Genomic DNA, 20,174 nt, shown 5'->3' on the forward strand with positions numbered 1-20,174 from the left:
GTGGACGGGTCAATCCTTCTCCACACCGGCAGCTTCGGCGGCACGGCGCAGCAGGAGATCACGCTCCCTCCGATTTTCGGCAAGCGCGGCGGCCATTTCGAAGACCTGCCGCGCTTCGTCGTATCGGCCAAGCTTGTAAAGAAGATCGCCGCGAACACTCGGCAGGAGATGATAGTCCCTCAAAGCAGGCTCGGCGCCAAGGCTTTCAACGATGCCCAATGCCGCCTCGGGACCTTCGACCATGCCGATGGCGACTGCGCGATTAAGTTCGACAATCGGCGAACGCGTAAGCCCGGCAAGTTCCGCATAGAGATCGGCAATCCGCCGCCAGTCTGTTTCTTCAGCCGTTCTTGCGCTGGCGTGGCATGCGATGATCGCGGCCTGCAAGGCGTAGACCCCACCAGCGCCGCCAAGCTCCTGTACCCTTATCAGGGCCTTCAAACCGCGCTGAATCTGCAATCGATCCCAGCGGCCGCGATTCTGTTCGAGCAGCAGGATCGGGTTGCCGTCGGCATCCGTCCGGGCCGCCGCGCGGGATGCATTCAGCTCCATCAGAGCCAGTAGCGCATGCGCCTCCGGCTCCAACGGGGCAACGGAGGTCAAGACCCGGCCAAGCCGCAGCGCCTCGTTGCACAATTGCAGCCGAAGCCAGTTCTCGCCGCGCGCGGCCGTATAACCCTCGTTGAAGATCAGATAGACGACCTCCAGCACCGCGGCCAGGCGCTCCGACAATTCCTCGCCATGCGGCGTCTCGTAGGTAAGCCGCGATTCCGACAATGTCCTCTTGGCGCGGACAATGCGCTGGGCGATCGTCGCTTCCGGCACCAGAAAGGCTCTGGCAATCTCTTCCGTCGTCAGGCCGCAGATCATCCGCAGGGCAAGCGCCACGCGTCCCTCGCGCGAGATCAGTGGGTGGCACGCCGTGAAGATCAGGCGCAGCATTTCATCGCCGATATCGTCATCCAGAGGTGTATCCAGGTCGGGCATGATCTGCTCGTCCTCTTCCATTTCCCGAACGATCATCTCGTGCTTCTGGTCGAGCATCCGGCGACGGCGCAAATGGTCCAGCGCCCGGCGCTTGGCAGTGGTCATCAGCCACGCGCCGGGGCGCTCGGGGATGCCCGTTTCCGGCCACCGCTCCAGGGCGACGATCAGAGCTTCCTGGGTCAGATCTTCCGCAAGCGGCACATCGCGCAGCAATCGGACCAGGCTGGTGATGAGCCGTGGCTGTTCGATCCGCCAGACGGCCATCATCGCCCGATGGGTACCGGCGGCCGTCACGGCCGCCCGCCCTTATGACAGGTTAAAACCATATGACAGGTTGAAACCATCACGCCCTTGCTTCGGCGAGCGGATCGCATATCCCCTCCGCACCCGGTTCAAAATAGGCACGCACTTCGCACGTGCCTTCCCAGCCGGGCATGAAATCCTTGTGCAGCTGCATGAACTCGACCGCCAGAGCCACGGCCTCTTCCTTGCTTTGCAGCTCGAAGATCGCATAGCCGCCGACGACCTCCTTGGCCTCCACGAAGGGGCCGTCGACGACGCTCAACTTACGGTCCTTGATCGTGACGCGGGCGCCGGTCGCAAGCGGCATCAGCCCCGCCGTATCGAGCATGCGGCCGGCCTTGATTTCCCGATCGGCAAGCTTGCCCATGGCTTCGATAAGCTCCGGCGTCGGATGCATGTGATCACTAGAGGTGACAATAGACATGAAACGCATGGAAGTTTCCTCCGGAAGCGGGACGCCGGCACCATTGCCGCTGAAAAAGCCCGCTCATATTGACGACGAAGCAGCCATTGGCAAATCGACAGCCGTCTTAAAAAAATTCGGATTGCAGCCGTACGCCGGCAGATCCTACGTCCGGCCCGCGCATCTCATCAAGATTGGCGGCATCGAGGCGATTTTACGACTGAAATTTTGGATCGAACGATGCCACAATCCATCGCTTCGCTTTGTTGACTTCCCATAACCATTGCAAGATGGTGAGGCGAAATTGAACCTGCGGGCTTCGAAAGCTGGCGTCTTCCAGGGACACGGCCTTCCGCAAAGCCCGCGAAACGTGGCGGGAGCTTGTTTTCATGTTCGACCATATCTCGATCGGCGTCAAAGACCTAACGCGGGCGCAGAAGTTCTATGACGCAGCGCTTTCGCCGCTTGGTTATGAGCGCCTGACCAATTTCGACGGCACGGTCGGATATGGCGCGGAACGCGCGCAATTCTGGGTCAGCGAGGTGGAGCGCCCGGTGCCCGCCGATCGCGGCTCCGGCCTGCATTTCTGTTTCGTCGCCCCGAGCCAGGCTGCCGTCGACGCCTTCTATGCCGCGGGCATCGCCAATGGCGGCGAGGACAATGGCAAGCCGGGCATCCGGCCGGACTACAGCCAGTTCTACTATGCCGCCTTCGTCATCGATCCCGACGGCTATCGGCTGGAAGCCTATTTCCAGACCGGCGAATAGAGCGCAACCAAAGGCAACATGAGGACCCATTGACCTATCGGGATCGACCTGACCGGCGTGGGTCCTGTCGCTTGATTTTCTTAAGCATTTTATCTTTCAGGCTGCTGTCAGCCTTCTGTCGTACTGGACGCTCGATGGTGGCCGTCCTGGCGTTTTGCAAAACGCGGACGGGCGCTCGTTTTGAACTTGTTCAGACCGTGGCCGGCTTCCCGATGTTCGATAATTCCATTGCCTACACAAAACGGACCGCGCCGGTAAGCAGATCTCTCGTCGCGTTTCTCGCGCTCTTCACGCTTTGGTGGCTGCTGCTGTTTGTCTTCTACCGGTTTCCCGGTATCGATCTCCTCGTCGCCAAGCGCGTCTTCACCGCGACACCCTGCGCGCCAGCCATCCTTCCCGGACCAGCCAGCTTTCCCGGAAAAGTGTGCGGGGTCTTTGCTCTCGCCAAGAATCCTCTTTTCGAGATCATGCGGGCTGTGACGCTTGCTCTGCCCTACATCGCTGCCGTCACCCTGGTCGCGACCGTGATTTCGTCCTGGCGCAAACGTGGCGCCGACTGGCGCACACTGAAAACGGATCGATATGTCGCCGCCTTGATATCGCTGACAATCGGCTGCGGGCTGATCGTGAACACGTTGCTCAAAAGCTATTCCGGCAGGCCGCGGCCGCGCAGCACTGATCTCTTCGGCGGTTCGCTCGATTTCGTCCAGGCAGGTTCGTTTGCCGGCCGGTGCCTTGGAAATTGCTCCTTCGTTTCCGGGGAAGCATCGTCAGGCGGCTGGCTGCTCTGTCTCATACTGCTGCTGCCGCCACAGCTGCGCCTCCGGCTCGGCATTCCGCTCGCGATCGTCTCGATCATGATGCCCGTCATGCGCGTGATGACCGGGGCGCATTACTTGTCCGATGCTGTCCTGGGTTGGCTGCTGTCGCTTGTCGTCTTTGCCGCAGTCATCGCGATGATCGACTTCCTGCGGTCGGCAAGATCGACTCAATCCTGAAAAACGCTCACTCAGCTGACATTGCGCATGCTGATCAGCCCGCTGCGCGAGGCTGCCTTCCGCACACGAACCGCCATCTCGGCGAGCGCAAAGGGCTTCACCAGATAGTCCACGGCGCCGATGCTCATGGCGGTCATCTGGTCCGATAGCTGATCATAGGCCGACATGACGACGACCGGTGTCGTATCGCCACGCGCCTCCATAAGCTTCAGCACGTCGAGGCCGCTTCCATCCGGCAATCGAAGGTCGAGAAGAACCACATCATGGTTTTTTACCGCGACCGCGGCGGTTGCGGATTCCAGATTGATCGACCAGTCGACCGACCAGCCGTCGGCATGCAGATGATCCTGCACGGCATTGCCTATGGCCGGATTGTCTTCGATCAATAAGAGCCGCACGATTGCCCCCGTTGCAATCAGGCAGCTATGATGCCTATTTCTGACGATGACCTGAACTGCGGGCGAGAGGCCGGCAAAAAGCAAAGATAATCCGAACAGGGCTCGAAACAGCCCTGCACAACAACTCGCCGTTCAGGTAGATGTCAGGATCGATCACCATGGTGGCCGGCTTTGGCAGCCAAAACGCACCCTGCAGTAGTGGCATTTCCGCCCCGACCGGCAGCAGATGCGCGGAGAAAGACTATTGACCAACAGAAACGCCACGCCCGGCCGGCAAATATTCAGGCCAGCCATCGGGAGCGTCACGCTTTGTTTCATAGCCGCTTCTTATGTACTCCTTGTGACAAACCGGATGTTTTGGATCAAGGCATACGGCTATTTCATTGCTGAACCTGCCGCTTTCGCCGCCTTCGTGATTGGCATTTCCGCCGGCATCATGGCGCTCTTCACGTTCTTTTCCGCCAAATATCTCACCAAGCCCGCCCTGATCTTCTTCGTGCTGGTGGCATCGGTATGTTCCTGGTTCAACGATCAGTTCGGTGTCATCATCGACAAAGAGATGATCCGCAATGCAGCGGTGTCGACGGGGGCGGAAAGTGCGCACCTGATCACGACACGCTTCGTGACATATGTTCTGCTGACGGGCATCTTGCCCTCGCTTGTCATCATGTGGATCCGGATCGTTCATCGCCCCATCCTCAAGAAGCTTGCCTACAATACCGCCGTCATTCTCGCCTGCTCGGCGATCCTTGTCGCTGCCGGCACCAGCTACTACAAGACCTATGCCGGCGTCGGCCGCGCTCATCGCGACCTGATGGATACGCTTAATCCGGTCGTCCCGATCACCAGCGCCGTGCGTTACGCAATCGATGCCCAAAAGAACGCAAACGTCGTCGCGCAGCCGCTGGGCACGGATGCTCGCAGGGTCGGCGTGGTCGATAGCGGCAAGCCGCGCGTCACGATCATCGTTGCCGGCGAAACCGCCCGCGCGCAGAGCTTCTCGCTCGGCGGCTACGCCAAGATGACCAATCCGGAACTGGCAAAGCGCAATGTCGTCTACTTCCCCAATACCAGCAGTTGCGGTACGGCGACGGCAACCTCCATACCCTGCCTGTTTTCGGTCTACACGCACGGGCAGTACACGCACCGCAAGGGGCTTGAGACGGAAAACCTGCTCGATGTGCTGACCCATGCGAAGGTCGATGTGACCTGGCTCGACAACGACACCGGCAGCTACAATGTGACCAATCGTGTCTCCTACACCTATCTGCCGCCCTCGGCCGATCCGCGCTTCTGCAAGGATGGCGAATGCAGGGACGAGATCCTCGTCGACAAGATCGACGGCTGGCTGGACAAGGTGAAGGGCGACAGCGTGCTGGTGTTGCATCAGCTCGGCAGCCATGGCCCGGCCTACTATCAGCGCTATCCCGAGGAATTCCGCCGCTTCCGCCCGGATTGCCGTTCCAACGATTTCAGCGCCTGCTCGCAAGAAGAAATCACCAATGCCTATGACAATACGATCCTCTATACGGATCACGTCGTCTCGATGGTCATCGACAAGCTGAAACAACGCTCGAATTCGGTATCCGGCTCCGTGCTCTATTTCTCCGATCACGGCGAATCTCTCGGCGAGAACGGCATCTACCTGCACGGCACACCCTATATCATCGCCCCGTCGCAGCAGACGCAGGTGCCGATGCTGGTGTGGATGGCAGACGATCTCGCCAAGGCAGCCGGTTTCGACATGGCCTGCCTCTCCAAGCGCGCTGCCGAGGGCACTTACTCCCACGACAACATCTTCCACAGCGTTCTTGGCATGATGGACGTGTCGACGAAAGTCTACGATCCCAAGCTGGACGTCTTCGCCGCCTGCCGCACGCCATCGAACAAGCTCGCGCTGAACTGACGGACTGCACAATAGCCGGCGGCCCCTGCTTCGATGGGGCCGCCGAGCTTTCAATATCCCTCAAAGCCGCTTCGGCTCGCGGATCGTCCGCTCGTTTTCCACATTGCCAATATTGACGCCGGCTTCGCCGAAGGCAACGCCAACCCGTATCCTGGCATATCGAATTCCTCGAAGGTTTCAGCCGAAACTTTCCGGGTAGTTGATGAGCAGCGACGGCACTACATGCTGTCTCAACATCATCTTCGACACATGACAGGAAAAATCATGCCGACACACAATGTCGAATTCGGACTCGATACTTTTGGCGACGTGACCTTTGACGACAAGGGTACGCCGCTGCCGCATGCGCAGGTGCTGCGCAATGTCGTCGAGGAAGGCGTCCTTGCCGATCAGCTTGGGATAGACTTCTTCGGCATCGGCGAGCATCACCGCGAGGATTTCGCGGTCTCCTCGCCCGAGACGATCCTGGCTGCCATTGCCAGCCGAACCTCGAAAATCCATCTGGGATCGGCCGTGACGGTGCTGAGCTCGGACGATCCGATCCGCGTGTTCCAGCGCTTCTCCAGCCTGAACGCGGTTTCGAACGGCCGCGCCGAAGTCATTCTCGGCCGCGGCTCCTTCACGGAGTCCTTCCCGCTATTCGGCTTCGAGCTGTCGCAGTATGAGCAGCTGTTCGAGGAAAAGCTCGATCTGTTCGCAGCCCTGCTCAAGAACGAGCCGGTGAACTGGGAGGGCAGCATTCGCCCGCCGCTGCGCAATCAGAAAGTCTTTCCGACCATCGAGAGCGGCCAGCTGAAGACCTGGATCGGCGTCGGCGGCAGCCCGGAATCGGTGGTGCGCGCGGCGCACTACGATCTGCCGCTGATGCTGGCGATTATCGGCGGCAGCCCCTACCGCTTCCAGCCCTATGTCGACCTCTATCACCGCGCCTTCGAGCAACTGGGCAAGCCTATCAAGCCGATCGGCATCCATTCGCCGGGCTATATAGCCGAGACAGACGAACAGGCCCGCGAGGAATTGTGGCCCTGCTTCAAGGCAATGCGCGACCGCATCGGCCGCGAGCGCGGCTGGCCGCCCATGACGCGGGCCGAATTCGACAGCGAGATCGAAAAGGGCTCGCTCTATGTCGGCTCGCCGGAAACGGTCGCCGCCAAGCTCGCCCCCGTCGTCAAGACGCTCGGCATCAGCCGCTTCCAGCTGAAATACAGCGCAGGCGCACTCCGTCATGACAAGATGCTGCGCTGTATCGAACTCTATGGCCAGAAGGTGATCCCGGCCGTGCGCGCCGCGCTGGCGGGATAGTCGCAGCCGGGTGCCTCACCCTCGCCTTTGATGATCGATCGGATCAGCGGGCGCTTCGCAATACAGCGAGGCGCCTGTTGTTTTTGCGCTGTCATTTTCATGCAGTAAATGCTACGGATAGTGTTATTGGTAGCATTTACTACGAGCCAAAGTCGCCGATGGAAGAGAAGACGCAGAAGCCTCACACGTTCGACGACCGCATTCTCGGCGTGATCGAAACGTTGGCGCCTGCGGAGCAACGCATTGCCCGCTTCTTCATTGACCAGAAGCAGGCAACCTTGCTGAACTCGGCTGCCCAGATCGCGCAGCTCGCCGGCGCCAGCGACGCAACCGTCGTACGCACAGCGCGCACCCTCGGCTTCGAAAGCCTGTCGGCGCTGCGGGCCGCCGTGCTTGCGGAGCTGACGGGAACGCCTTCACCCGGAACGCGGATGGAGCGTACGTTGGCTGAAACAGGCAATCAGGCGAACGACGCGCTTCGCCACGTTATCGGCATGCACGAACAGGCCCTGGACGTCCTGCGACATGAGGAATTTGCCGCAAGCTTCGAACGCAGCGTCGATATTCTGGCAGGCGCTGGGGGGCGCCATGTCTTCGGCATCGGTCCTTCGGGCGCGATGGCGGATTATGTCAGCCTGCAGTTCAACCGCATCGGCCTTCCGACCCACGCGCTTTCGGCGTCGGGCATCGCTCTGGCGGACCGCCTGCTCTGGATAGGCAAAGGTGACGTCGTGCTGATGATGGCCTACGCCCCGCTCTATCGCGAGGTCGAGGTGCTGCTGGAACACGCCGGCAAGCATGGCGTGCCGGTCATTCTTATCAGCGATGATCTTGGCCCGTTCACTGTCGATAAGGTCGCGGAAGTTCTCCCGGTCCCACGCGGCAATGCCGGCCACCTCGCCATGCATGCCGGCACGATGGTGCTGATCGAGGCATTGATCGTCGCGCTGGCGGCCAAGGGCAAGAAAGCAGCCATCGACAGTCTTGACCAGCTCAGCCAGTTGCGCGGCGCGATCGACAAGGCGTGGAGCAAGCGCGGCACGAGGAAACGCAAGTGAGCCGCGGACCAACCGCTGGGCTCGAAGCAGGTCGACCCTCTACCCTGTGCAAGCTGGTCCAGGACATCAAGAAGAACTTTCGGGGAAATATTTCGCAAATTCAAATCCCTAACCGCCATCCAGGATTCATTTCATGAACAGCCTAACACCTATTCTTTCCACCGTGACGGCATCCTTCCTTGCTTCGTTCGTCGAGGTCGTGGAGGCCTTCACCATCGTGCTTGCCGTCGGTGTCACGAGAAGCTGGCGTCCGGCTCTTACGGGTGCAGCGCTTGCCCTTGCCGTGCTGGCGGTCCTTGTTCTCATCTTCGGGCCGTTGCTGGCGCTGGTGCCGATCGAGATGCTGCAATTCGTCGTCGGCGTCCTCCTCATCCTCTTCGGCATGCGCTGGCTGCGCAAAGCCATCCTCCGCTCGCTCGGCGTCATCGCCTTGCATGACGAGGAAGCGGCCTTCTCCAAGGAAACCGCCGCATTACAGGCGCAGTCCACCGATCGCCGCGCCGATTATCTCGCCGGCCTCGCCGCCTTCAAGGCGGTGCTGCTGGAAGGCGTCGAAGTGGTGTTCATCGTCATCGCGGTCGGCGGCGCCCATGGCCTCACGCTCTATGCCGGCCTCGGCGCACTTGCCGCCTTCGTGCTTGTCATGCTGATAGGGCTGCTGGTCCACCGCCCGCTTGCCAGCGTGCCGGAAAATACCCTCAAATTCGTCGTCGGCCTCATGCTCACCAGCTTCGGCATCTTCTGGACCGGCGAAGGCATCGGCGCGCATTGGCCGGGAGAGGATCTGGCCTTGATCGCCATCTTCGCGATCGTCTCCCTCGCCTCCTACGCCATCATCCGCGGCCTGCGCGGCAACCCGACAGCAAAGGCAGCCCAATGACCATCCTCCGCATCGCCCTGTCCGAGCTCATCGGCATGTTCATCGACGACGGCAGCCTTGCAACGCTCTGCCTCATCCTTATCCTCGTCATTGCCGGAGCGGTGGAGTTTCTCGCCATGCCGCCGCTCGCGGGCGGCCTTCTCCTGCTGATCGGCTGCCTCGCCATCCTGCTCTACAGCATCCGGCGCGCCGTGAAACGATGAGATTCACATCCGCCTGCAAAGCCTTGGATTTGCAGGCGGATGTGATGTTTCGCGCCGATCGGCCTTAGTTCTCGACAGAAACTTTGGCAGATGCGAAGAATCCCGCACGTCAAGCGAAAAGGAGAAACGGCATGAGCAGCGCCTATCCCGAAGTCTACCTCGTACGGCACGGACAGACGGAGTGGAGCCTTTCCGGCAGGCACACCGGCCGGACCGATATTCCCCTGACCGCCGCCGGCGAGGAAGCTGCCCGCAAGCTTGTGGGTCGCCTACCCCTAATCGATTTCGCCGCCGTCTGGTCCAGCCCATCGCAACGCGCGCAAAACACCTGCGCGCTAGCCGGCTTCGGCGACCGGCGCGTCGTCAAGGAGGATCTGGCGGAATGGGATTACGGCGCCTATGAGGGCATCACCACCAAGGCGATCCTCGCCGAACGCCCCGGTTGGCAGATCTTTCGCGATGGTTGCCCGAATGGCGAAATGGCGGCCGATGTCGGCGCGCGCGCCGACCGGATCATCGGCGAACTTCGCGGCATCGGCGATTCCGTCCTGATCTTCTCCAGCGCCCATTTCCTGCGCGTCTTCGCCGCCCGCTGGGTCGGCCTGCCGCCGGAAGGCGGCGCGCATCTGGCCCTTGATACCACAAGCATCAGCGTGCTCGGCTACGAGCATGACCTGACCGAGCCGGTCATCCGCCGCTGGAACCAGATGTGACGGACGCACACCGACCCGCCGCATCTCCACAAACGTTTCGAGCGGCCCTGGAGGGGATTCTGGAAATTGGAGCATGATGTTGTCCGGAAATCGTTCACACTTTCCGGCATCATGCTCCAGGCCGCTCGATGTTTTCCAGACGTCATCTTGCAGCCGCTTACCAGGCCTTGAGCCCCAGCAGCTTCTCGCCCAGCGGCGTCAGTTGGGCCGTCGTCGCATTGTGCTTTTCCCATTCGCGGGGGTCGCCGGGAAAGGCATCGCGCTTCGGATGGTCGAGCTCGCGCCACAGACGGATGCGTTCCTCGCGCTCGGCGACGTTGTCGTATTCCGCCGGATGCATGGAGATGTACTGCGCCATGCGAACGCGATTGTCGGAATGGTTGGGACGGACCCCATGCGCGAGTAGCGAGTTGAAGATCATCAGATCGCCAGGCTCCATATCGATATTGACGACAGAAAGGCTCGTCGTATCGGGATGCATCGGATCACGATCTTCCGGCTGCGTCTTTTCCCATTCCTCGAAATGCTCGAAGAGCTCCGGCACGCACTGGAATCCGCCGACATCGCCATCCTGCTTCTTCAGGCTCAGAACACCCTGGACGCCGATCGGCAGCGGGCGGATCGAGGTGTCGACATCCCAGTGGATGAAGCCGTTCGGATTACCCTTCACCTTCTTCGGCGGATTGAGGTTGGCACGATCGATCGTGACCCAGAGATCTTCCCGATCCCATATATCGACGAAGACATCGTAGATCCGCTTTTCCATGCGATTGTCCCAGAGATACTGGTGATTGTAGATCTCCAGCATCCCGGTATTGTTGAGCTCCTTCATCTTGTGCTCGCGCCGCTGCGGCGCATACCAGGTGGAAGGGTCACTCGGGTCCTTCTCGTCAAAATGCCATAAAACGTCGGCAAGCCGCTCGACATTCACCGCCGGCACCGCCTGACGCACGATCACATAACCCCTGGTGATCCAATGCTGCCAATCGTCCTTCGACAGCACCCTGAGCGGCAAGGTCTTCCGGATATCCTTCAATTGCGCCGTGACCGCTGATGCGGTCGGGTGAGCGTCTCGTTTCAAGGCAGGCTGCATCGGTTTCCTCCATCTCGCTGGCCCCTTTGGTTTCGGGTGACGGAGAAAGTTGTAGCTGTAAGCGCCGCTTCGATGTTGCTTGGCTCTGGCCAATTCTGATACTATTCTGGCCTCTCTAGCGCTATGGACGCCCAATGAGGCCCTATCTCGAAGTTTTGCCCCGTTCGCCGGAAGCATCCTGGAGCATGCTCAATCGCCGGCTCGACGACTGCATCCCCTTCCAATGGCATCATCATCCGGAATTCGAGCTGACGCTGACGCTGAACTCCATCGGGCAGCGCTTCATCGGCGATCACAGTGGCGACTATGCCGACGGTGACCTCGTTCTTGTCGGACCTAATCTACCGCACAGCTGGGTTTCGCGCGCCAAGATCAAGGAACAGACGCCGCATATCGCGCTCGTGCTCTGGTTCAATCGCGAATGGCTGTTGCAGATGACGGACGGTGCCGTCGAATTCCGATCGATCGAGGCGATGCTGCAGCGTGGAGACAACGGCCTGCACTTTTCCGAGACGACCTCCGCCGCCGTCCGCCCCGCCTTCGAAACCATTTTCGAAAGGCCGCCCGTGGAGCGCCTTTTAGCGTTGCTCGGCATTCTGGTGAGGGTTGCGGAAGACCGGCAGGCAACGCCACTCGCCAGCGCGCCGGCACAGGCACCGGATCTCAAGGAAAGCCGTGAGCGCATCGACCGCGTACTGACGCATATGCATCTTCACTATGCCCGCGCAATCAGCCTTGATGAACTCGCCGATGTCGCGGCCCTCAGCGTCTCCGGCCTGCACCGCATGTTTCGCCGCCACACCGGCGGGACGATATCGGACTATCTCATGCGCATGCGCATCGGCGACGCCTGCGCTCGCCTCTCCTCCACCGATCAGGCGATCCACCACGTCAGCGATGCCGTCGGTTATGCCTCGCTTGCCAATTTCAACAGGCAGTTCAAGGCGCTGAAGGACATGACCCCGCGCGAATATCGGGCAATGTTTCTTAGGCGCTGACGGACACTGTCGCGAGCAACCTGCCAATTTTGGCAGCCGCCGTATCCGCAGCCTGCGCCTCCATGCGGGCGATGCCGAGCAGCAATCCAGGCCTTGCGGGGCCGAGGCACAGCGCCGATATAGGCCGCACAGCGAAACCGTTGGCGTTGATGGTCCGCGCGAGGGCGACATCATCGGTCTTTATATCGCGGAACCAGCTCGCCAGCTGCAACCCGCCGCCGCCTGCTCCCACCTCCAGCTGGGTGCCACAGTGACGCTTGAATGCCGAGACAGTCGCCGCCATGCGCTCCGCATAGATCGCGTTCATCTGCCTCAGATGCGCGCGAAACCGTCCCTCGCGCATGAAATCGGCAAGGGCCGCCTGGATATGAACAGGCACGACGGCGCCCCTCAGCCGCTGCGCCGCCTCGGTCGCCGCCACCAGACGGGAGGGCACGACGGCATAGGCAACACGCAAGCCTGGCGCGAGCGTCTTCGAGAAAGTGCCGACATAGACGACCACCTCGCCGCGATCGATGCCCTGCAAGGCGGCGATCGGGCGCGACGCATACTGGAACTCGCTGTCGTAATCATCCTCCAGCACGATCGCGCCGTTGGCCCGGGCAAATTCGAGCAGAGCGAGACGACGCGGCAGGCTCATGGTGACGCCGGTCGGATATTGATGCGAGGGCGTTACATAGATCAGCCGTGGAGACGGCCCGGCAGCTCGCGCGATATCGATGCCCTCGGCATCGCAGGGCACCGGCACGAGGCTGGCTCCAGCCATCCGCAGGATCGCCTGCGCAGTGGCATAGCCGGGATCCTCCATCCAGACCACGTCGCCGCCCGGCTCACGGGCGCGGATCAGCACGCTCGAAAGCAGCCCGATCGCAGCACCCGTCGACGGCACGATCAAAACCTGTTCGGGGCGGGCAACCACGCCGCGCGTCGCCGCAATATGATCGAGGATGGCTTCGCGCAACTCGCGAACGCCGCCATGATCGCTATAGCCGAGATCATGCACCCGGAGAGAACGGCCGCGAGCGCCGAGACAGCGCGCCCAGGCAGCGTGAGGAAAAGCCGACACATCCGGCACGCCGGGTTCGAACAATCCTCCGGTCTTGAATTCCGTAACGCGGGGCTGGTTCGGCGGCGGTGCGGCGACCTCTCCAGACAACGGTGCAGCCGGGAAGGCCGCGACGCGCGTTGCAGCACCCGTCGCCGAGAGCAGATAGCCCTCCGCTTTCAGGCGATCATAGGCGTTGACGACGGTCGAACGCGCAACGCCAAGCGAGATTGCCATTGCCCGCGTCGAAGGCACGCGCTGCCCTGTCGGGATCTGTCCGTGAAGGACACGATCGCGCATCAGGCGATAAACTTGGCCCTCCAAGTCACCCGAAGTCCGATCGAGTGCCGGCCATTGCGCCACCGATGCCATGAAACCTCAACTGGTCTGCTCAACATCAAGAAACTGGCTGTTTATAACCTACCTCTTTGCTGGCAGAGATCAACGGTCAATCGACGAGGAAGACATGACCGATCACTATCCGCTCGCATCCGACACCTATCCGACGACCGAGCGCACCCGCGTGCGGCGTAGCCCGAAGCGCGGCAGCCATGCCCATGCCGACGTTCACGCCATTCTGGATGCCGCCCCGCTCTGTCATGTGGGCTATGTCGTCAACGGCGCGCCCTATGTGACGCCGACCCTGCATTGGCGGGAGGACGATCACGTCTATTGGCATGGCTCCGCCGCCAGCCGCTTCCTGCGCGCTGCCGAAGATATGCCGGTCTGCCTGACCTGCAGTATCATGGACGGCTATGTGCTCGCCCGCTCCGCCTTCAACCATTCGGTCAACTATCGCTCTGCGATGGTCTTCGGCACGGCCCGCCTGGTCGACGACCTCGAGGAAAAGACCGATGCGCTGCGCCGTTTTGTCGAGGACCTGTTTCCTGGTCGCTGGGACAGCTTGAGGCCGATGACCAGGCAGGAAGTCAAGGCGACCTCGGTGCTGCGAATGAAAATCGACGAGGCCTCAGCCAAGATCCGCAACGGCCCGCCTGGCGATATGGACGAGGCCAATCATCCCGTCTGGGCCGGTGTCCTGCCCATCGAAAGCCGTCTGTTGCCGCCGCAACCGGCGCCTGGCTTGCCCGACGGGATGGAACTGCCACAATCCCTCGCGGACTTGATACAATCCGGCCGGCTCGGCTAGGCTGCATTTGATGACCAAAGGACTTTGACATGGATCTTGCAAACTGGAAGGGCGTTCCCCGCCCCGAACGGATTACCCTTGAAGGCCGCTATGTGCGGATCGAGCCGCTCGATCCGGCGCGTCATGGCGAGGATCTCTATGCCTCGGCTCGAGCCCACGGCGCGGAGGACCGTTTCCGTTATCTTTTCGAAGACGCGCCGGCCAATCACGCCGCCTTTTCTCCCTGGCTCGAAAAAGCCGCCTCCAGCGCCGACCCGCTCTTCTTCGCGTCCATCGACAAGCGCACGGGACGCGCGGAAGGCCGGCAGGCACTGATGCGCATTGATAATGCGCATGGCGTCATCGAGATCGGCAGCATCCTTTGGGGACCCGCGATCGCCCGCAGCCGCGTGACGACGGAAACCCTCTATCTGTTTGCATCCTACGTCTTCGATACGCTCGGCTATCGCCGCTTCGAATGGAAGTGCAACAATCTCAACGAACAGTCGAAGCAGGCGGCCGGACGCTTCGGTTTCGTCTTCGAAGGTATCTTCCGCCAGCACATGGTTGCCAAGGGCAAGAACCGCGACACCGCCTGGTTTGCCATCACCGACGCCGATTGGCCGCGCCTGAAGGCCGGCTACGAACGCTGGCTAGCCCCGGAGAATTTCGACGCGGCTGGACAGCAGAAGACCAAGCTGACATTCGCTTGAGTACAATTGCTCTCCGAGGCTCCCGACTATAGCAGCTTGCGGAAATAAACCACGCGCCTGGTTTCGACGAAGCCGAGCGCGGCGTGAAAAGCGTGGCTCGCGAGATTGTCGATCAGCGCATCCGAGGCAAATTCCACGCAGCCGGCATCTCGCCCCCAGGCGGCGATAGCCTGGCAAAGCGCCTGCGCCACGCCTTCGCGCCGATTTTCCGGGCGCACATAAATGCCCTCGAGGAACAGAACCGGAGATGTCTCGCAGCCGTTGACGTAATCGTGCCGCAATGTCGCTTCGGCAAAACCGACAATATGACCCGCAGCATCGATCGCCACGAAGGCAATACCGTTTTCATTGGAGCGAAACTGCGCGAGTTCCGCGCGGTGATGTTCAAGCGAATCGTCTGGCCAAAGCGCCGCGCGCAGGCCCACCCAACCCTCCAGATGCTCGTGTCCCGCCTTCTCTATCCGCATGCTTCGGCCTCCCTTCCAACTACCCGTCGCCAGCGAATGGAAAAATTTCGCTTTCGACTCCACAATCATCACGCTACATATCGCGCATACTCACGCGCAATTTTCGCTGATCATAATCTGAGGATGATGGAATGACATTTCAAAGCAGTTCGCGTCTCTACGCTGCTGTTTCAGCTCTGTTGTGGCCGGCAATCTTCTGCGCCGGATTGGTCGGCGCCTATTTCGCCTTCGAGTCGAACATGCATCTCCTCTGGTTCAACGTCGTCTATCTTGCGACCGTGGCGGTGATTGCGGTCTTCGAATGGCTCATGCCCTATGAAAAAACCTGGCTGAAACGCGACGGAGAAACCTTCAACGATGTCGCCCATACCCTGCTGAGCAAAGGGGGTGTGCAGATTGCAGCGGCAATCGGTACCTCGTTTCCCATGGCGGTGGCGACAGTCGCACAGCCTGTCCTCAGCTATCACTCGCATTTCTGGCCGGATCGATGGCCGCTGATATTCCAGGTAGCGCTTGGCCTCTTTATCGCCGAGTTAGGCCTCTACATGGCGCATCGTCTTGCCCACGAACATCTGTCGCTTTGGCGTTTCCATGCGCTGCATCACAGCGTCGAGCGCCTCTGGGTCATCAATACGGGCCGGTTCCATTTCATGGACTCGCTCTTCAAGATCGCGCTCAGCCAGATCCCGCTTTATCTGCTCGGCGCACCATTACCCGTCTTTCTATGGATTGGTGCCGTCACGGCCTTTATCGGCCTGCTCACGCATTGCAATGTCGATATGCGGACCGGCCCGCTCGATCTCATATTCTCGACGCCGCGCCTGCATCGTTGGCATCATTCGAAGGTGCTTGCCGAAGGCAATACGAATTATGGGGAAAACCTCGTGATCTGGGATCAGCTTCTCGGCACCTTTTACAATCCGACGCGTCCTTCCTCCACGGATATCGGCATCACCGGCAAGGTCGCCAAGGGCTTCCTCGCCCAGCTCGCGCAACCCTTCTCCAGGAAGGGCCGCAAGGAGATCATCGGCAAGAAGCCGAAGGAATTGATCCTTCAGGAAGAACAAGCCGCAAAGGCAGCTGCGGCAAGGCGGAACAGCAACGCTAAGATCCGCAAATCGAGCTAAGATCGCTTTCGATAAACGCACCAGCCGCTCAGCGCGCGGACGGGTGCGTTGATCGTTGCATGCCTGTGGATAGAAACATCACGAAAAACTCCAGCCCGGCAATCCACGTATTTCGATTTCAAACTGAGAAGATATTGTCATTTAACGTGTATTGAAAAAGGCAGCCTAGGGGTCTACCTAGGTCCCTGCAGTTGATTTAGACGAAAGATTAGGAAAATCATTAAGATGGAAGGGAGGCTTACGACAGAATACCTCAAGCAACTTCACAGAATATTTTTCGTCTCCAGAGAAATAGACCGGCTTGAGCGAGAATTCATCAAGCAGGGCATAGCACATTTCCATGTTTCCGGCGCCGGACACGAGTCCACGGCGCTGCTTAACGAGTTTCTCCAGGACGACGACTGGCTGCATCTCCATTATCGCGACAAGGCATTGATGCTGGCGCGCGGAATGCCCATTCGTGAGTTCTTCTCCAGCCTTCTCGCCACAGCCAGCTCTCACTCCGCCGGTCGGCAGATGAGCGCGCATCTTTCCTCCCGCGCTCTCAACATCACCTCCATCGTCGGCCCCGTCGGCAACAATGCGCTGCACGCCGCCGGCGTTGCCGCATCCCTGAAGCACAAGCCCGGCATGCCGATTGCCGTCTGTTGCGTCGGCGACGGCACCACCCAGCAGGGCGAATTCGTCGAAGCGGTCGCCGAGGCCGTGCGCGGCCAGTATCCCGTCGTCTTCGTCATCGAGGATAACAGCTTCTCCATTTCGACGAGAACGAACAAGCAGACTTTCTTCGACCTGCCCGGCGGCCCGGCCGCGAGCTTCTATGGCGTCGAGATCATCCGCACCGAGGGTGACGATCTGCGGGCGTCGCGCGAGGCCTTTCATAAGGCAGTCCGCCACAGCCGCAACAATCGCACACCGAGCATCGTGCTCCTCAATGTCGAGCGGCTGTCCGATCATACGAATGCCGACGATCAGAAGACCTATCGCACCCTGCTCGAAATCGAGGCCGGCTCCTCGCGCGACCCGCTGCCGAACTTGCGGGCCATGCTGCAGAAGGCGGGCATCGACGCCGACACGCTTCTGAAGATCGAACAGGACCTGACGGCCGAGGTCCAGGCGGAAGCCGCCCTCGCCCGCAAGGAAGACGCCCCCAAGGTCGAGCCGGACGCGAAGGCTCCCTATCCCGCTTCCTTCAAGGGAAAAGCGGAATATCGCGGCAATGAAAAAGTATCGACCTTGACGATGCGCGAAGCGCTGAATGTCGTTCTCGACAAGCAGCTTGCCGCCAACCCGGACGTCGTCCTGTTCGGACAGGATATCGAAGATCCGAAGGGCGATGTCTTTGGTGTCACCCGAGGCCTCAGCACGAAATATCCCGATCGCGTGCGCAACGCCGCGCTCAGCGAATCCACCATCGTCGGCACAGCCGTCGGCCGCGCGCTGGCCGGGCAACGCCCGGTCGCCTTCCTGCAGTTCGCCGATTTCCTGCCGCTTGCCTACAACCAGATCGTCTCGGAAATGGGCAGCATGTTCTGGCGCACCCGAGGCGCATGGGAAGCCCCCGTCATCCTGATGGTGAGCTGCGGCGGCTATAAGCCCGGCCTCGGCCCATTCCACGCCCAGAGCTTCGAGGGAATGCTGGCGCATACGCCGGGTATCGACGTCGTCATGCCCTCCAGCGCCGGCGATGCGGCCGGGCTTCTCAACGCCGCCTTCGAGTCGCGCCGCCCCACGGTGTTCCTCTATCCCAAGGCCGTTCTCAACAATTCCGACGGCCGCACCTCCGAGGATCTCGACAAGCACTTCGTCCATCCCGGCCTGTCGCGCCATGTCGCCAGAGGCCGAGACATCACGCTCGTCAGCTATGGCAATACGGTTTCGCTCTGCGCCAATGCCGCAAGCGCCTTCGAGGCTCAGGGCTTTTCCGTCGAGGTGATCGACCTCCGCTCGATCTCGCCTTGGGACGAGAAGGAAGTGCTGGCGAGCGCACGGCGCACCCGCCGCCTGATCGTCGTTCATGAGGACAATCGCACCGTCGGCATGGGCGCGGAAATCGTCGCCACTGTTACAGAAAAGACCGATGTGCCCGTTGTCGTGCGCAGGCTCGCCCGCTCGGACGCCCATATCCCCTTCAACTTCCGCAACCAGCTCGAGACCCTGCCCTCTTACCGCAAGCTGGTCGATCTGATGGCCGAAGTCCTCGAATGCGAGGTGACCTGGCATGAAGAGGACGATAGTGGCCCGACGGCCGCCATCAAGGCGATCGGCTCCGGCCCTGCCGACGAAAACGTCCTGGTGACGGATCTGCTCGTCAAGCCCGGCGACAAGATCGAAGTCGGCCAACTCGTTGCCGTCGTCGAGGCGACGAAAGCCTCTGTCGAGATTTGCGCCAACATAGGCGGCGTCGTGCAGGAGGTCTTCGCCAAGGTCGGCGACCAGATCGCCACGGACAGTCCGCTTCTGACCGTTGACGCCAATCGCGATCTGAGCGAGCAGAATTTCGCACTCGCCTCCGAAATCCAGAACAAATTCGTGCTGCGCCGTCTGAAGTCGCATGTCATCCCGGCGCTGCGCCGCCATACCGGTAGCTTCTCCGAAGTTGTCATCAACGGCATCGGTTTCGCGACAGGCGCCCGCCGTATCACCAATGAAGAGATCATCCACAACTGGCCGAACCGCCGCGCTGACGAGATTCTCGCGCTGACCGGCATCAAGAGTCGCTTCTGGGTCGGGCCTGAGGAAGGCACGCTGAGCCTCGCCACGAAGGCTGCGCGCGATCTCCTGCGGCAGAACCAGATCTCGATCCACGATATTGATCTGGTGATTGCCGCCACCGGCACGCCCGATATCGCCACGCCGTCGCTCGCAAGCCGCGTCGCGGTTGCCGTTGCCGAAGATGGCGTGCGGCCTTCGCTTGCCGCCTACGATATGGGCGCAGCCTGCTCCGGCTATCTCTACGCGCTGCAGCAGGCCTATGATTTCATTGCGCAGCAGAACGATGCCAAGGTGCTCATCATCACCTCGGAAGTCTTGTCGCCGCTGCTCGACATGAACGACTTCTCCACGGCGATCCTCTTCGGCGACGCCGCCACGGCCAGTCTCGTGACCAGCCGCGACATGGCGCGCAATCCGCTCTTCACCGCAAGCCGACCGATCGTCAGCGGCCGGCCGGAGCCGGGCGATCTGCTCTACGTTCCGCTGCCGGACGACGGCGTAATCGCGATGAACGGCCGCGCGGTCTTCACCGAAGCTGTGCATTCGATGACCCGCTCGATCGAAAACGCCTGCGTCGATGCGGGCATCGAGCTTGCCAATCTCGATCTGCTGGTGCCGCATCAGGCCAACCAGCGCATCATCGATACGATTGCCAAGCGCAGCGGCCGCCCGGCCCTGAGCGTCATCGAGACCTATGGCAACACCAGCTCATCCAGCATTCCGCTTGCCATGCTGCATGTCGCCAGCGAACACTCCGAGCCGCTCAATCTCGGCCTCGTTGCCTTCGGCGGCGGCATGACGGCGGGCGCTGCAATTGTGCGGACGGTGAAGTAGCCATTTCGGCGCTGCTTGGCAATCTCGACGGTAAAGCCGCTGCGGCTGAGCCGGAAGAAGAGTGCTACGAAGAAGAAGACACGAAGAGGCGAATAAGCCTGCTTAACCGCTGCGTCTGATCGACAAAATAAAACC

General features: G+C 60.8%; 20 protein-coding genes. 14 read left to right on the top strand and 6 right to left on the bottom strand.

Annotation, left to right across the window (positions count from 1 at the left end; genetic code table 11):
• Nucleotides 1-9: 9 nt before the first annotated feature.
• Both HGP12_RS04245 and HGP12_RS04250 read right to left on the bottom strand, forming a co-directional pair.
• A complete protein-coding gene (locus tag HGP12_RS04245; protein ID WP_168838462.1) occupies nucleotides 10-1,281 on the bottom strand; it encodes an RNA polymerase sigma factor in 1,272 nt (423 codons plus the stop codon).
• Between the two features lie 49 nt (nucleotides 1,282-1,330).
• Nucleotides 1,331-1,723 (bottom strand): YciI family protein, encoded by a 393-nt coding sequence (locus HGP12_RS04250; protein ID WP_168838461.1) that lies wholly within the window; start codon nucleotides 1,721-1,723, stop codon nucleotides 1,331-1,333.
• On the opposite strand from HGP12_RS04250, the gene HGP12_RS04255 reads away from it, so the two are divergent.
• From HGP12_RS04255 to HGP12_RS04265, 3 genes are all read left to right on the top strand, one after another.
• Nucleotides 1,713-1,973: a hypothetical protein gene (locus HGP12_RS04255; protein WP_168838460.1), complete on the top strand. Its 261-nt coding sequence runs from the start codon at nucleotides 1,713-1,715 to the stop codon at nucleotides 1,971-1,973. The genes HGP12_RS04250 and HGP12_RS04255 overlap by 11 nt on opposite strands.
• A 109-nt stretch (nucleotides 1,974-2,082) precedes the next feature.
• On the top strand, nucleotides 2,083-2,460 hold the full coding sequence (locus HGP12_RS04260; RefSeq protein WP_168838459.1) for a VOC family protein: 378 nt from the start codon (nucleotides 2,083-2,085) through the stop codon (nucleotides 2,458-2,460).
• 212 nt (nucleotides 2,461-2,672) lie between these two features.
• A complete protein-coding gene (locus tag HGP12_RS04265) occupies nucleotides 2,673-3,458 on the top strand; it encodes a phosphatase PAP2 family protein (protein ID WP_168838458.1) in 786 nt (261 codons plus the stop codon).
• Nucleotides 3,459-3,469: 11 nt separating this feature from the next.
• Here HGP12_RS04265 and HGP12_RS04270 read toward each other — a convergent pair whose 3' ends face one another.
• The gene (locus HGP12_RS04270) at nucleotides 3,470-3,856 is read right to left on the bottom strand and encodes a response regulator (RefSeq protein WP_168838457.1); all 387 of its coding nucleotides are present in this window, start codon (nucleotides 3,854-3,856) and stop codon (nucleotides 3,470-3,472) included.
• 226 nt (nucleotides 3,857-4,082) lie between these two features.
• Between HGP12_RS04270 and HGP12_RS04275 the strand changes: the two genes are divergently transcribed.
• The 6 genes from HGP12_RS04275 (at nucleotide 4,083) to HGP12_RS04300 (ending at nucleotide 9,918) form a co-directional block, all read left to right on the top strand.
• Nucleotides 4,083-5,762, top strand: a complete 1,680-nt coding sequence (locus HGP12_RS04275) for a phosphoethanolamine transferase (protein WP_168838456.1) — start codon at nucleotides 4,083-4,085, stop codon at nucleotides 5,760-5,762.
• 264 nt (nucleotides 5,763-6,026) lie between these two features.
• Complete coding sequence (locus HGP12_RS04280; RefSeq protein WP_168838455.1) at nucleotides 6,027-7,064, top strand: LLM class flavin-dependent oxidoreductase; 1,038 nt, start codon at nucleotides 6,027-6,029, stop codon at nucleotides 7,062-7,064.
• A 158-nt stretch (nucleotides 7,065-7,222) separates the two neighbouring features.
• On the top strand, nucleotides 7,223-8,122 hold the full coding sequence (locus HGP12_RS04285) for a MurR/RpiR family transcriptional regulator (protein ID WP_168838454.1): 900 nt from the start codon (nucleotides 7,223-7,225) through the stop codon (nucleotides 8,120-8,122).
• 133 nt (nucleotides 8,123-8,255) lie between these two features.
• On the top strand, nucleotides 8,256-9,002 hold the full coding sequence (locus HGP12_RS04290; RefSeq protein ID WP_168878680.1) for a COG4280 domain-containing protein: 747 nt from the start codon (nucleotides 8,256-8,258) through the stop codon (nucleotides 9,000-9,002).
• A complete protein-coding gene (locus HGP12_RS04295) occupies nucleotides 8,999-9,205 on the top strand; it encodes a hypothetical protein (RefSeq protein ID WP_168838452.1) in 207 nt (68 codons plus the stop codon). The genes HGP12_RS04290 and HGP12_RS04295 overlap by 4 nt, the downstream gene beginning before the upstream one ends.
• A gap of 131 nt (nucleotides 9,206-9,336) precedes the next feature.
• Nucleotides 9,337-9,918, top strand: a complete 582-nt coding sequence (locus HGP12_RS04300; RefSeq protein WP_168838451.1) for a histidine phosphatase family protein — start codon at nucleotides 9,337-9,339, stop codon at nucleotides 9,916-9,918.
• A 157-nt stretch (nucleotides 9,919-10,075) separates the two neighbouring features.
• Here HGP12_RS04300 and HGP12_RS04305 read toward each other — a convergent pair whose 3' ends face one another.
• Nucleotides 10,076-11,011 (bottom strand): phytanoyl-CoA dioxygenase family protein, encoded by a 936-nt coding sequence (locus HGP12_RS04305; protein ID WP_168838450.1) that lies wholly within the window; start codon nucleotides 11,009-11,011, stop codon nucleotides 10,076-10,078.
• 134 nt (nucleotides 11,012-11,145) lie between these two features.
• Between HGP12_RS04305 and HGP12_RS04310 the strand changes: the two genes are divergently transcribed.
• The gene (locus tag HGP12_RS04310; RefSeq protein WP_168838449.1) at nucleotides 11,146-12,009 is read left to right on the top strand and encodes a helix-turn-helix domain-containing protein; all 864 of its coding nucleotides are present in this window, start codon (nucleotides 11,146-11,148) and stop codon (nucleotides 12,007-12,009) included.
• On the opposite strand, the gene HGP12_RS04315 is transcribed toward HGP12_RS04310, so the two are convergent.
• Nucleotides 11,999-13,426: a PLP-dependent aminotransferase family protein gene (locus HGP12_RS04315; RefSeq protein WP_168838448.1), complete on the bottom strand. Its 1,428-nt coding sequence runs from the start codon at nucleotides 13,424-13,426 to the stop codon at nucleotides 11,999-12,001. The genes HGP12_RS04310 and HGP12_RS04315 overlap by 11 nt on opposite strands.
• A 94-nt stretch (nucleotides 13,427-13,520) precedes the next feature.
• On the opposite strand from HGP12_RS04315, the gene HGP12_RS04320 reads away from it, so the two are divergent.
• Nucleotides 13,521-14,204, top strand: coding sequence for a pyridoxamine 5'-phosphate oxidase family protein (locus HGP12_RS04320; RefSeq protein WP_168838447.1), 684 nt, complete (start codon nucleotides 13,521-13,523; stop codon nucleotides 14,202-14,204).
• A 29-nt stretch (nucleotides 14,205-14,233) separates the two neighbouring features.
• Nucleotides 14,234-14,896 (top strand): GNAT family N-acetyltransferase, encoded by a 663-nt coding sequence (locus tag HGP12_RS04325; protein ID WP_168838446.1) that lies wholly within the window; start codon nucleotides 14,234-14,236, stop codon nucleotides 14,894-14,896.
• A 26-nt stretch (nucleotides 14,897-14,922) separates the two neighbouring features.
• Here HGP12_RS04325 and aac(6') read toward each other — a convergent pair whose 3' ends face one another.
• Complete coding sequence (aac(6'), locus tag HGP12_RS04330; protein WP_168838445.1) at nucleotides 14,923-15,363, bottom strand: aminoglycoside 6'-N-acetyltransferase; 441 nt, start codon at nucleotides 15,361-15,363, stop codon at nucleotides 14,923-14,925.
• A 131-nt stretch (nucleotides 15,364-15,494) separates the two neighbouring features.
• Here aac(6') and HGP12_RS04335 point away from each other — a divergent pair, with 131 nt between their 5' ends.
• Nucleotides 15,495-16,490, top strand: a complete 996-nt coding sequence (locus HGP12_RS04335; protein WP_168838444.1) for a sterol desaturase family protein — start codon at nucleotides 15,495-15,497, stop codon at nucleotides 16,488-16,490.
• A 225-nt stretch (nucleotides 16,491-16,715) separates the two neighbouring features.
• On the top strand, nucleotides 16,716-20,039 hold the full coding sequence (locus HGP12_RS04340) for a thiamine pyrophosphate-dependent enzyme (RefSeq protein ID WP_168838443.1): 3,324 nt from the start codon (nucleotides 16,716-16,718) through the stop codon (nucleotides 20,037-20,039).
• Nucleotides 20,040-20,174: the final 135 nt, after the last annotated feature.

It is taken from the genome of Rhizobium sp. P28RR-XV, from assembly GCF_012641385.1.
In the GTDB taxonomy this organism is placed as follows: domain Bacteria; phylum Pseudomonadota; class Alphaproteobacteria; order Rhizobiales; family Rhizobiaceae; genus Rhizobium.